A 12,281-nucleotide genomic window follows, 5' to 3' on the forward strand; every position below is an offset into this window, starting at 1 on the left:
ACCGCCGGCGCTCCGCTGGAAGTTCCGCGCGATGGCGTTGGGGACTTTGCCGGTGCCACCTGCGGCTGATCCCCGTGAGCTGCTGTCCGTCAGGCGGGCTGGGCGGGGAGCCAGCCGTTCTGGACGGCCATGGCGCCGGCCTGGAAGCGGCTGCGGGCGTTCAGGCGGGTCATCAGGGTGTTGGCGATCCGGCGTGCGGTGCGCTGGGAGACGCCGAGCCGCTTGGCGATCGTCTCGTCGGTCAGGCCCTGGTAGAGGAACTCCAGGACCTGGCTCTCCTGCGGGGTGAGGCCCCGGTCGTCGGGCTCAGGCGGGGCGCTCAGCGCGGTCGAGGTGAGCCACACGCCCTCGAAGAGGGCGCAGAGCGCGGCCAGGGTGCCCTCGCCGGTGATGACCACGGCGCCGTCGCCGGAGCTCTCCGTGGAGGTGGAGATGACCGCGCAGCTGCGGTCGGTGATGATCATGCGGACGGGGAGGGCGGGGGCCGTACGGACCTCTCCGCCGCGTTCCGCAAGCCAATGGGCGTACGCCTGGGTGTGCGGGCTGTTGCGGACGCTGTCCAGGTAGACCGTGCGCATCTTCACCCCCCGGTCGAGTAGTTGCCCATCGAGGGGCTTGGCCGCGCGCAGGCTCTCCTCGGAGTGGGCGCCGTTCGGGGCGAAGCACAGCACTTCGTTGCGGACTTTGCGTGTCATGGACGCGAGCTGTTCCCGCACGGCGTGGACATCGGTCAGCCGGTTGCCGTTGGCGGCGGCCTGGAAGCGCATGTCGGCGTACTGGGCCATGAGCTCGGCCGCCGCGGCTCTGGACTCCTCGACTCTGGACTGATGAATCGCCAATTCCGCTTGCTGTCTCGCCAGCAGGATCTCCAGGCCGAGATCCGGGGAAACCGCATGCGGATTTTCTGATTCCGCATTCTGCGGGCGGACCAGCGCCAGTTCGTTCAACTGGTCCAGGGTTGCGCGGATTTCTTGCTCAGACAGGCCGGTCAGCCCGCCGAGGGATGCGATTCCCGCCTCCGGATTGGCAAGCATGCACCTGTACACTGCTTCGGCCTTCTTGTCGAGGCCCAGCAGTTCCAGCATTGGTAAACTCCTTCGTGGGGGGCATTTCCTTGGTGATCATGTCATGGGGACCCCGTCTCGCGGTAGCCGATAAATGCTGGCCGCTTTGGGCGACGGCCGCTTGCGGCGAGCTCCGGGGTGTTGTCCGGCGGGTCGGACAGCCGAAATGGTCGCTTCGTGCATCTCATTCATGTCCAACTGTCCACCGCTCGATCACTCGGAGTTCCCGAGGGGCTTGCCGAGTGGTTCCTCGCCGCGAGCGAGCCCGCCGACGGGCTGGAGCACGTCAGTGTCCACTCCGTGGCCGGAGGCGTCCTCACCCTCGGCCTCTTCCTGGCCACACGTCGTCTGCGAGACGCCGAGAGCAGTGCGTTCCGCCTGGCCAGCCAGGCGGTCGAGCGCGGACCGCTTGACGGCCGCCGGCTGGTCTCCTGCGGTGGCGTGCTCGTCCCGCAGTACTACGACGGCCTCCTGGACGGAACCGGACGGGGACGCTTCCGTCCAGGAGCAAACCCTTCAGATGGCCCTGGCGACAAGCAAGAGTGAAGGCACGTCAGTAAATGCACGACTTCCGGAAAAACGCCGGAACTTCACGGGGGTATTTCCATGAACCGCTCCATTTGCCGTGCCGTCACCGTTTTCGCCGTCCTCTTCCCCCTCATTGGTCTGGGCGCCACCGCCTCCGCCGCCGATGAGCCCGTATCGGCCGGTGCCGTCGTTTCCGAAGTGACCCAGACGGTCCTTTCGAGCGAGGCGCCCGATTCCATGGTCTGGGACTGAACTGAAGGAATCTCATATTCCGCTCAGCCGTGGTTGGCTGCCCGCGCAGCACTCGGCTTACTCGCAGAAACAGGAAAGGGCCTGGAAGGGCATGTCGCTGATCGTGCACCGAGATATCGCCACCATCGTCCGGACCGCGCGCGTGCGGCGGGGAGTCAGTCAGCGGGCGGTCGCCGAGAGATCGGGACTCAGTCTGCGCACGCTCAGAGAGATAGAGCAGGGCAGGGTCCGGGCGCCCCGGGCCAGCTCGCTCCAGCGGCTGGCCGAGGTTCTCGACGAGCCCGTGCTCTTCCCGGACCCGGCGCCCGCCGAGTCCGGCCAGGCGGCCTACGCCGCCGACGAGCCCCTCGCCCTCCAGATCCTCGGCAGGCTCGCGGTGCGGCGCGGGACGGCCGAGGTGACCGCGGGCACCCCCAAGCAGCAGAGACTGCTGGGGCTGCTGGCCCTGCGGGTGAACCAGACCGTCGACCGCGACGAGATCACCGACATCCTGTGGGGCGACGACATACCCGACTCCTTCGGGCAGCTGATCCACACCTACGTCTACCGAATACGCCAGCTGCTGGAGACGCACACCGGCGACGAGGCCCCGCCCGCCTCGCTGATGCGCCGCTCCAGCGGTTACGAACTGCTCGTCCCCGAGGCGGAACAGCTCGATCTGCTGCGGTTCCGCAGATCCGCCGCGCTGGCCGCGCAGGAGCGGGAGGCGGAACGGCCCGAGAGAGAGGCCGCTCTGCTCGAAGAGGCCCTCACCCTGTGGCGCGGACCCGTGCTGCAGGGTATGGGACCCGGGCTCATGGACCACCCCGTCGCGGTGGAGGCCCGACACCAGCGCGTGACGTCCGCCCTGCGGCTCGCCGACCTCGTCCTGCCACGGGGGCCCTACGAGGGCGTCATCGATCACCTGGGGCCCGTTGCCCGGGACAACCCCCTCCATGAAGGAGTGCACGCCCGGCTCGTCAGCGCGCTGGCCGGATCGGGTCAACGCGCCGCCGCGCTGGAGCTGTTCGCCGCCGTCGACCGGCGGCTGCGCAACGACAGCGGCATCGGCGCGGGCGACGACCTACGCCGCGCGCAGTCGGGCATTCTGTGCACGGACGAGGAGGCCGTTCCGCGTCCGGCCGCGCGACGCACCGCGGGGGAGCCGGTGCGCCCGTTCCAGATGCCGCGCGGCATCCGCGACTACGTCGACCGTCCCGAACAGCAGCGGATCCTGCATCACCTGACCGGGCGCGGCCCGCAGGTCGCCTTCGGCGCCGCCCCCGTCGCCGCGCTGTACGGGCCCGTCGGCGTGGGCAAGTCCACCCTGGCCGCCCGGGTGGCGGCCTCCTCCCGGCCCACCTTCCGCGACGGCGTTCTCCACGGCGAACTGCACACGGGTGCGCCCGAGGAGGTACGGCTGCTGCTGGGCCGCTTCCTCACCGCGCTGGGCGTGCCGGCCGAGGCCGTGCCCGAGCCGCTGCCCGCCCGTGCCGCCCTGTACCGGGGGCTGCTGGCCAAGCGGCAGCTCCTCGTCGTCCTCGACCTCGGGACCGGGGAGCAGGCGGTGCGCCCGTTCGCGCCGGGCGGGAACAGCAGCGCGCTGCTCGTGTGCAGCAGGGAGCCGCTGTCCGGTCTGGAGGGCGCACGGCACTTCCGTATCACGCCGTTCGACGCCGACCAGGCGGCCGCCCTGCTGTCGTCCGTGCTCGGAGAGGGCCGAGTGGACGCGGAGCGCGGGGCGGCCGACCGTATCGCCGCGCTGTGCGGCGGGCTGCCGATGGCCGTGCGCGTCGCCGGGATGCGGCTCGCGGTCCGGCCGCACTGGCCGCTGTCCCGGCTGGCGGAGCGCCTGGAGGACCCGCGCCGACGTCTCGACGAGCTGGTCATGGGCGACCTGCACGTGGCCGAGCGGATCGCCCGTGCCCTGCCGGAGCCCGGCAGCGGGCTGGGCGACGCCCTGTCCGTCCTCGTCGGCACCGCGGGCTCGTTCACCATCGCCGCCACGTCCCGCCTCCTCGGCTGCTCCCCGCGCGAGGCGGAGGACCTCCTGGAAACCCTGGTCGACCGCCAGATCCTGGAGGGCCCGGCCCGCTCCGGCGGCGAGTACGCCTTTCTGCCCCTCACCCGCCTCGCCGCCCTGCGCCGAGAGGTGGGGGTACGAGGCAGGGCGGCGTGAGACGAGGCGGCGGCCGGGGCGCTCGCGGCAGGAGGCGCAGGGCGCTCCGGCTTGCCACCCTGTGCCGGGCGGGATGGTGTGACGTGGGTCAGGTGGTCAGCTCCTTCAGCTGGCTGATCAGGTCCGTCTCGGTCTGGCCCTCCTCGGTGACCGGAGTGACCTCCAGGTGGGTCACCCCGGCCTCGCGGTAGGCGGCGACGCGGTCCTTGACGTAGGACTTGGGGCCGCAGAGTGTGGTGGCCTCCAGCAGGGCGTCGGGTACTGCGGCTGCCGCTGCCTTGCGGTCGCCGCGGAGGAACAGGGACTGGATGGTCTCGGCCTCGCGGGGGAAGCCGTAGCGGGAGATCAGGTCGTAGTAGAAGTTGCGGCCCGGGGACCCCATTCCGCCTATGAAGAAGGCCAGTTGGCGGCGGGCCCGGTCGCGGTGGCGGGCCGCGTCGGGGCCGACGGCGAGCAGGCCGCCCGCGGAGATCATCAGCGGGGCGCGGCCGGGGTCGCGGGCGGCGGTGCCGGCCTTGAGCGCCTCGCCGAAGACGCGGTCGCTCCACTCCGGCGCGAAGAACATCGGCAACCAGCCGTCGGCCGTCTGGGCCGTCATGCGTACGTTGCGCGGGCCGAGGGCGGCCACCCACACCGGCACCTCCGGCCGCACCGGCGGGGTCAGTAGCCGCATCGGCGTTCCCGGTCCGCCGGGCAGGGGGAGCCGGAGCGTGGAGCCGTCGTACGTCACCGGCTGCTCGCGCCGCCAGAAGGCCCGCATCACCTCGATGGTCTCCCGGGTGCGGGCGACCGGCGTGCGGTACGGCACTCCGTGCATGCCTTCCACGACCTGCGGGCCGGAAGCGCCGAGGCCCAGGTGGGCGCGCCCCCCGGACAGAGCGTCAACACCGGCGGCCGTCATGGCGAGCAGGGCCGGGGTGCGGGTGTAGACCGACAGGATGCCCGAGCCGATCTCCACCCGGTCGGTGCGGGCGGCGATCGCGCCCATGAAGCTGGGCGCGTCGAAGCCGTACGCCTCGGGCACCCAGATCAGATCCAGGCCGGCCCGTTCGAGCGCGGTGACGTCACGGGACGCCTGGACGATGTCCCCCTCGTAGCGCAGCTGCGTCGAGATCTTCATGGTGTCGTCCTGGGTCTCAGGCCCGCGCCGTGGCGACCGGGCGGTCCGTCAGGTCGCGCAGCAGGCCCGCCAGGAGCAGTTCACGAACCCGGAAGCGCTGGATCTTCCCCGAGGAGGTCAGCGGCAGGTCCTCGGCGAGGTACAGGGCGGCGGGCACCATGTTCGGGGGCAGCCGTCGCGCGCACTCGGCGAGCAGCGTGACGGCCGCGGGCCCGGCGCTCCCGGCGGCGGGCTGGAGGACGGCGGCCACCACCTCGCCGTACTTGTCGTCCGGGACGCCGACGACGACGGCGTCCCGGACCTCCGGCAGGGTGCACAGCATCTCCTCGATGGCGGCCGGGGAGATGTTCTCGCCGCCGCGGATGATCAGGTCGTCGAGGCGCCCCGCGACCCGCAGGGTGCCGTCCGCGCCCATCGAGCCGAGGTCCCCCGTGTGCAGCCAGCCGTCCGCGTCGACCTTGCGGGCTGTGGCCTCCTCGTCGCCGTGATAGGCGAGCATCTGCTGGTAGCCGCGGGCGCAGATCTCGCCCTGGACGCCGAACGGCTGCACCCGGCCGGTCGCCGGGTCCACCACGCGCACCTCGGCGTGCGGCAGCGGACGGCCCACCGTGGTCGTCTTCAGCTCGGCGGAGTCCTCCGGGCGGGTCAGGGTCAGCACGGAGGCCGTCTCGGTCTGCCCGTACAGGTTGAAGACGGTGGTGGAGAACAACTCCTCGGTCTCCAGAATGAGTTGGGCACGCACCGGGGCGGCACCGGTGAGCACCGCGGAGAGCACCGGGCGCGGGCCCCGCGCGGCCGCGGCCACCTCGCACAGCGAGGTCAGCACCGTCGGCACGCTGGTGAGCAGCGCGCCCGGCGACTCCCGCAGCACCTCCAGAACGGCCAGCGGGTGGAAGCGCTCCATGAGGACGAACGTGCCGCCGCTCCACAGCGGTCCCAGGCTGGAGATGACACAGCCCGCGGTGTGGAACATCGGCAACGGGGAGACCACGGTGACGCCCTGCGGGACGCCGAGCCCCTCGAAGGTCAGCCGGGCCACGTTGACCACCGCGCGGTGGGAGAGCAGGACCGCCTTCGGCGTCCCCGTCGTGCCCGAGGTGAACTGCAACTGGGCCGGAACCGCGCGGACTTCCTCGTCCGTCGGCAGAGGGCCGCTCGCCCGGAGCGAGTCCCACGCCGAGAGCGGGACGACATGGCGCAGGGCCGGCAGGCGCGGGGTGACCTCGTGGACGACGGCGGCCATGTCGCGGTCCCTTTCGTGCTCGGCGTGCAGCAGGAGCGAGGCGCCGGAGACCCGCAGGGCGTGCTCCAGACCGTCCGCGCGCAGCGCCGGGTTCAGCGTCACGAGGGTCGTGCCGGCCAGCGCCGCGGCGTAGGCGAACACCGGCCAACGGGCCACGTTCGGTGCCCAGATGGCGACCTTGTCGCCTCGTCCGACACGCTGGAGCAGGCCGGCCGCCACCGACTCGGCCTCGGCGAGGAGTTCGCGGTACGTCCATTCCTGGCGGGGGCGTCCGCCGTCGGGCACGCCCACCAGGGCGACGGTGTCCCCGTGCGCCGCGGCCGCGTCCCGCAGCAGCGCACCGACGGACCGGTCGAAGAGCGGAACCGACCGGTCCGCGGGCCAGGACGACACATCAGGTGCGGAGGGCATGAACGGGCTCCTTCGGGAGAGGGCGGGCGGCCGCATCCGGCCGAGGGGACGGCAGACACTCTCGAAAAGCATCCGGCCCTCGCCGGGGCCCCGCGGGAAAGCGGCAGCAGGAAATCCAGGATCTCTCCAGTTGCGTGTTCACACGGGTACTTACCGTGCAGATTGCCGTCAACCACTGGGAAATGCTGGGGAGTTCTTTATGATGTGGAATCCGGCGGGTGCCTGGCCCGGATTGTCGGGCCTGCGGGTCCTGGATCTGTCCCGGCTGCTGCCCGGGGGATTCGCGACGCTGATGATGGCAGATCTGGGCGCGGACGTCATCAAGATCGAGGACCCCCGACTCGGCGACTACGGACGGCTCGTGGACCCGGACGCCTTCGCCGCGCTCAACCGCAACAAGCGGTCGGTGATACTCGATCTGCGCACCGAGGAGGGGCGCGCGGACCTGCTGCGGCTGGTCGCCGACAGCGAGGTCGTCGTGGAGAGCTACCGGCCGGGCGTGCTGGACGCGATGGGGCTCGGCTACGACCGGCTGCGTGAGGCCAATCCGCGGATCGTGCTCTGCTCCGTCTCCGGCTTCGGGCAGAGCGGGCCGTACGCGCGACGGCCCGGCCACGACCTCAACTTTCTCGCCCTGTCCGGGTACTTCGCCGTACCGCATCGCACGACCGGCCGCGTGGACCGGGCGGGCGTGCGGGTAGCGGATCTGGCGGGCGCGATGTACGCCGCGTACGCCACCCTCGTGGCCGTCTTCGCCGCGCGGGAGTCCGGTGAGGGCCAGCATCTCGACGTGTCGCTGCACGAGGCCGCCGCGGCCTGGAGCGGGCCGTTCGCGCTGCCGTTGCTGGAACGGGCCGAGCCGGTGGACAGCCCGCTGGTCACCGGGGACAACGACCTGTTCACGACGGCCGACGGGCGCCGGATCGCGCTCGCCACCTTCGAGGACAAGTTCTGGGTGGCCTTCCGGCAGGCCCTGGCACCGGAGTTCCCCGTCCTGGACGACGGCTCCTACGACCGGCGGCCCGCCCGCACCCGGGCGAAGCACGAGGTCGCCAAGGTGCTCGCCGAGGTGTTCGCACAGCGGGACTTCGCCTGGTGGACCTCGGTCCTGGCCGGTCTCGACATCCCCTGGGCGCCGGTCTACGAGTCCGCCGAGGAGATGCTGGCTGACCCGCACACCGTCGAGCGGGAACTCGTGGGCACGTTGCCGGGCTCCGCCGCCGACCGGCCGCGCCGCCAGGTGCGGTTCCCGGTGCGCTTCGGCGCGGGTCTGGACTCGCTGCGCGGCGCGGCGCCGGCACACGGGGAGCACACCGCGGAGGTGCTTGAGGGCTGAGCCGCATATCGATACAGCGCCGCGCCCCCTGAGACGTTGCCGAACCGCGGCTGACTTCGCCAGGGCTCCGCTCAGGCCACGGAAGGGCTGGTACCCCTGCTCGGGGTACCAGCCCTTCCGCGTCAATGCGGCAACGTCAGGCCAAGGCCCTGCTCGACCGCCCGGTCGCGGACCGCCGCGGCCACGGCGATGTCGTGCACGCCCATGCCGAACGGGTTGACCACCACTCGGTCCGTGGCGGCGAGCGGGCGGGTGAACTCGCCCGAGACCAGCGCCGGGAGGGTGGCGTCGACGCTTCGGCCGCCCTCCGGGGCTGGTTCGCCCGGACCGCTGACCCGCCCGGCCCGGGCGAGCTTGCCGAGCAGCCGGTGCTCGTCCTCGGCGACCAGCTGCCAGTCGTCGACGAAGAGCGCGTCACATCCCAGCAGCAGGCTCTCGGCGGCGTCGTCGAGGGAGACGTTGACGAAGATCGAGCCCGCGGAGAGCCAGTCCAGTTCGACGTACGGCGTCGTGGCCGTCGTCACCGCCACCACCAGCCGGGCCCGGCCCGCCGCGTCGCGGGCGTCGGCCGCTACGGAGACGGTGAGATGAGGGGCCGATGTGCCGAGAGCGGCGGCGAGTCGACGCGCGCGGCCGGCTTCATGGTCGTAGAGGACGACCTCGGACAGCTTCGCGCAGGTCCGCAGGAGGAGGTCCAGGTGGACCTCCGCCTGGCGGCCGCAGCCGATGAAGGCGGCCTCGGTGACGCTGTCGGGGTCCCGCAGCGCGCGGACGGCGGCCAGGGACACGCCCGCCGTGCGCAGGGCGCTGATCAGGCCGCCCTCCATCACCCAGGCGGGCCGGGCGGTCTCCGGGTCGTTGAGGACGACCAGGCCCGCGGCGCGGGGCAGGCCGAAGCGGTGGTTGCCCAGCGAGGCGTTGATGATCTTGCAACCGTAGGCGTCGCCGGACCAGCCGGGCAGGATCAGGCTGCGCGCGGCCGCGCCGGTGGGCGTGGCCCAACGCAGCGCGGCCTCCGGCGTGAGCCCGGCGGTCCGGGCGTGCACGGCACGCAGGGTGTCCTCGACGATGTCGACGACCGGCAGGCCGGCACAGATGCCGGTCACGTCCGTACTGCTGAGGTAGGTGAGGGAGGGCATGGGGGAGTCGGTCATGGGATGGCTGTCTCCTGTCCGCGGGTGGCGTGGGCGAGGGCCGCGAGGGCGGCGGTGATCTCCGGTGCCGCAGTCGATCCGGCCCGCGCCGCTGTCTCGTCGAGGGGGTACTTCTCGCCGCTGTCCGGGCACACGCAGGCGATCTCGCGCAGCGCCGGGTCCTGCGCGGCACGGACCACGGCGGCCAGCACGGCGGCTCCGGCGCTGCCGCCCAGCGAGAGTCCGATGGCCTGCCGGACCTGCACGCAGGCCGCGGCCGCGTCTTCGTCGCGGACCCGGGCGACGTCGTCGAAGTGGTGGGGCAGGACGAAGTCGGAGGCGCGGCCCGAGCCGAACCCGGCGAGCTTGTACGGCCGGTCCGCGGGCGGGCCGCCGAGGGCCGCGGAGCCCACGGCGTCCACGGCGATGACCCGGGCCGCGGGCAGCCGGTCCCGGAAGAACTGGGCGATCCCGGCCAGCGTGCCGCCGGTGGAGACCGCCACGGCGACTGCGTCGAACGCCCCGCCCGGCGCCTCCCGCAGCAGTTCGGCGCCGGTCCGGCTTTCGTGCACGCCGGGGTTGGCGGGGTTGCGGTACTGGTCCGTCCACACGGCGTCGGGGTCCTGCCGGAGCAGCTCCTCGACCGCCCGCAGCCGGGCGTCGAGGGTGCGGCCGCCGGGCACGTCCGCCACCACGACCACGTCGGCGCCGAGCTCGCGCATCCGGTCCACGCTGCGGTGCGGGGTGCTCGGTTCGACGACCAGGGTGCAGGCGTAGCCGCGCGAGGCGCACAGACCGGCGAGCGCGATGCCGAGATTGCCGGAGGTCGACTCCACGACCCGGCTGCCCGGTCCCATCCGGCCGCTCTCCTCCAGGGAGTTGAGCAGGGACTCCGCGGTACGGGCCTTGATCGAGCCGAACGGGTTGTTCCACTCCAGCTTCAGCCACAGGCGCACCGACCCGATCACGAGGGGCACGCGAACCGGGACCAGGGGGGTGCCGCCGATACGGGGCTGAAGGGGCGCCGCCAGCGCGTCGAGCGATGTCATCAGTGATCGTTCCCTGCCGCTATGACCTGCTCTTGGTGGTCTGCTCTGGCGTGCTCCGGGCCGATGTCGGCGATGCGGTAGCCGCGTGGGTAGCCCGGATAGGTCCGGGCCGTCGGGCGGGTCATCAGCCGGGCCATCGACGCGGGCGCGACCCGCTCGGCCGCCGCGTGTCCCTTCAGTCCTACGGAGTTCAGGGCGCGGGCCCAGCGGGGCGGTTCGGGCATGCCGAGGGCCTCGCGGGCCGCGGTGTCCAGGCGGCATGGGAGAGTGGCGGCGACGACATCGCTGACCGGGCGCGGGTACCAGGAGGCGTAGAGCCTCAGGATGTGGGAGCCGACGCGATGGTTGCTGGGCGCCGGGCGGAAGTGCTCCCGCTCGTACTCGCGGTTGAACTCCTCGAAGGCGTCGACGTCGGTGGGCAGGTCGCGGATGTTCATCCGGCGCCCGATCTCCGTGTAGAAGTAGAACGCCGCCAGCCGCTCGGTCTCGCTGACCCGGCGCCACGCCCAGCGGTCGATCCAGCGGACAGGTTCGAAGACGAACGTGGACAGCACATAGAGCATGTCGGCGTTGTCGATGTCGAAACGGCGGTGGGCGAGATTGATCTGGCGCAGGGCCTGCCGGCCGCGTTCGGAGTCGTATCCGCCGCGGACCATTTCCCCGAGCAGAATGCGGGTGTCGTCGTAGCGCTTCTGGGCACGCTGCGCGAACTCGCTGCTGCCGTCGAGGGTTTGGGATATCCGGGGGACGCAGCAGGTGCGCCAGATCGCCACTTCCAGGCCGCGGCCGTAGTCCCAGGGGAATTCGCGGTCGCTGGATATGCGGTGGATCGTCTGGTGGTCGGCCTTGGGGTCGAGTGTCCGGAGGTGTTTCAGGGTCGCGAACCGGTCTCGCATGCGCGTTCCTCGATCGCTGGTGGTCTGCATGGGCGAGCCCGTCACAGTGGGGTCGAGCCGGTGGCCGAGACCACCGCGGGCCGCGTCGGATCGAACCGGCCGGTCTCGTAGCGCCACTGGAGTTGGCCGCTGAGCCAGCTGCGCAGGCCCTCGACGTGCCGGCGCAGGGCCGTGAGCTCGGCCGGGGAGAGGTCGGCGGCGAGGGCGGGGCGGGGGAAGGAGCGGGTCAGTTCGGCGAAGCGGTCGAAGCGCTCCTGGGTCATCGCGCCGACCGCGTCGACGGAGGTCTGGAGGTCGCAGCCGTGCTCGTGCCGGTGGACCAGGACCAGGTTGTGCGGGTCGCCGAGGAGGGCCTCCTTCTCGCAGGAGAAGAGGTCGTTGGTCCACAGGTCGGCGTCGGAGAGGGCCTGGTTCATCTCGGTGAACTCAGGCAGGCCGTAAATCTCCTCGGGGACCTCGTAGTGCGTGGTCACCTCGATGAGGTCGAGGTACGGCATCAGGGCGCGGCCGCGGTGATCGACGTACTCGGCGAGGCTCGGCACGCGGCCGGTGAGGCGGTTGCGGGCCTCCCAGACGCAGGTGTCGAAGAAGGCGCCGATGTGGGTGGCGAAACGGGTGCGCCAGGTGTCCGAGGTGCAGGAGGCGGTACGGCTCCACAGGTCGGCGTAGGCCGGGCGGAAGACGCGGCTGAGGGAGGCGGCTTCGGGGGCCGGGGGGTGGGTGGGGACGGTGCCGTCGGGTGGGAGCCAGCTGAGGACTTCGTCGCAGACGCGCCGGAGGCGGTCGGGGTCCTGGCCGAGGGCTGTTTCGTCGAACTGATCGTCCAGGACGAGCATGCAGCTGATCCAGTCGGTGACCAGGGCGAGTTCCTTCTCGGCGGAGTCCGGATAGGCGCGGGACATGAGGGTGCCGAGGAGGGAGCGGGCGTGGTGGTCCTGGGAGGGCTGGTCGGGGACGAGGTCGAAGCGGGCCACGAACGCGCGCGTGCTGTCTTCGACGCGGTCGGTGAAAGGGCTGATGCGGGCGGAGAAGTCGGAACGGAGGGGTGGCATGCGGAGGGTTGTCATGGGGCACCGTCGTGAGGTTGGGGT

The 12,281-nt window shown here is 71.9% G+C and carries 11 protein-coding genes; 4 read left to right on the forward strand and 7 right to left on the reverse strand.

Features of this window, described 5'->3' with window-relative positions; genetic code table 11:
- Positions 1 to 89: 89 nt before the first annotated feature.
- A complete protein-coding gene (locus PV734_RS43725) occupies positions 90 to 1,085 on the reverse strand; it encodes a helix-turn-helix transcriptional regulator (protein ID WP_319098173.1) in 996 nt (331 codons plus the stop codon).
- Positions 1,086 to 1,241: 156 nt separating this feature from the next.
- Between PV734_RS43725 and PV734_RS43730 the strand changes: the two genes are divergently transcribed.
- The 3 genes from PV734_RS43730 (at position 1,242) to PV734_RS43740 (ending at position 4,002) form a co-directional block, all read left to right on the forward strand.
- Positions 1,242 to 1,610, forward strand: coding sequence for a hypothetical protein (locus tag PV734_RS43730; RefSeq protein ID WP_319098172.1), 369 nt, complete (start codon positions 1,242 to 1,244; stop codon positions 1,608 to 1,610).
- 60 nt (positions 1,611 to 1,670) lie between these two features.
- A complete protein-coding gene (locus PV734_RS43735) occupies positions 1,671 to 1,844 on the forward strand; it encodes a hypothetical protein (RefSeq protein WP_319098171.1) in 174 nt (57 codons plus the stop codon).
- Between the two features lie 91 nt (positions 1,845 to 1,935).
- Entirely contained in the window at positions 1,936 to 4,002 is a 2,067-nt protein-coding gene (locus tag PV734_RS43740) for a BTAD domain-containing putative transcriptional regulator (protein ID WP_319294837.1), read from the forward strand.
- A gap of 88 nt (positions 4,003 to 4,090) precedes the next feature.
- Here PV734_RS43740 and PV734_RS43745 read toward each other — a convergent pair whose 3' ends face one another.
- Both PV734_RS43745 and PV734_RS43750 read right to left on the reverse strand, forming a co-directional pair.
- The gene (locus tag PV734_RS43745; RefSeq protein ID WP_319294839.1) at positions 4,091 to 5,122 is read right to left on the reverse strand and encodes an LLM class F420-dependent oxidoreductase; all 1,032 of its coding nucleotides are present in this window, start codon (positions 5,120 to 5,122) and stop codon (positions 4,091 to 4,093) included.
- Positions 5,123 to 5,138: 16 nt separating this feature from the next.
- Positions 5,139 to 6,776 carry an AMP-binding protein gene (locus tag PV734_RS43750; protein ID WP_319294840.1) on the reverse strand — a complete coding sequence of 546 codons (1,638 nt, stop codon included), beginning with the start codon at positions 6,774 to 6,776 and terminating at the stop codon, positions 5,139 to 5,141.
- Positions 6,777 to 6,975: 199 nt separating this feature from the next.
- Here PV734_RS43750 and PV734_RS43755 point away from each other — a divergent pair, with 199 nt between their 5' ends.
- On the forward strand, positions 6,976 to 8,112 hold the full coding sequence (locus PV734_RS43755) for a CaiB/BaiF CoA-transferase family protein (RefSeq protein ID WP_319294841.1): 1,137 nt from the start codon (positions 6,976 to 6,978) through the stop codon (positions 8,110 to 8,112).
- A 122-nt stretch (positions 8,113 to 8,234) separates the two neighbouring features.
- Here the strand turns inward: PV734_RS43755 and PV734_RS43760 are convergent, their stop codons facing one another.
- The 4 genes from PV734_RS43760 to PV734_RS43775 are packed head-to-tail and all read right to left on the reverse strand — an operon-like array spanning position 8,235 to position 12,242.
- Positions 8,235 to 9,266 (reverse strand): ornithine cyclodeaminase, encoded by a 1,032-nt coding sequence (locus tag PV734_RS43760; RefSeq protein ID WP_319294842.1) that lies wholly within the window; start codon positions 9,264 to 9,266, stop codon positions 8,235 to 8,237.
- Positions 9,263 to 10,294, reverse strand: coding sequence for a cysteine synthase family protein (locus PV734_RS43765; protein ID WP_319098164.1), 1,032 nt, complete (start codon positions 10,292 to 10,294; stop codon positions 9,263 to 9,265). Before PV734_RS43765 ends, PV734_RS43760 begins: the two co-directional genes overlap by 4 nt.
- On the reverse strand, positions 10,294 to 11,190 hold the full coding sequence (locus PV734_RS43770; protein ID WP_319098162.1) for an oxygenase MpaB family protein: 897 nt from the start codon (positions 11,188 to 11,190) through the stop codon (positions 10,294 to 10,296). The genes PV734_RS43765 and PV734_RS43770 overlap by 1 nt, the downstream gene beginning before the upstream one ends.
- Positions 11,191 to 11,231: 41 nt before the next feature.
- Positions 11,232 to 12,242 (reverse strand): terpene synthase family protein, encoded by a 1,011-nt coding sequence (locus tag PV734_RS43775; RefSeq protein ID WP_319294843.1) that lies wholly within the window; start codon positions 12,240 to 12,242, stop codon positions 11,232 to 11,234.
- Positions 12,243 to 12,281: the final 39 nt, after the last annotated feature.

Origin of the sequence: Streptomyces sp. AK08-02 (assembly GCF_033795085.1) — a bacterium.
In the GTDB taxonomy this organism is placed as follows: Bacteria; Actinomycetota; Actinomycetes; order Streptomycetales; family Streptomycetaceae; genus Streptomyces; species Streptomyces echiniscabiei.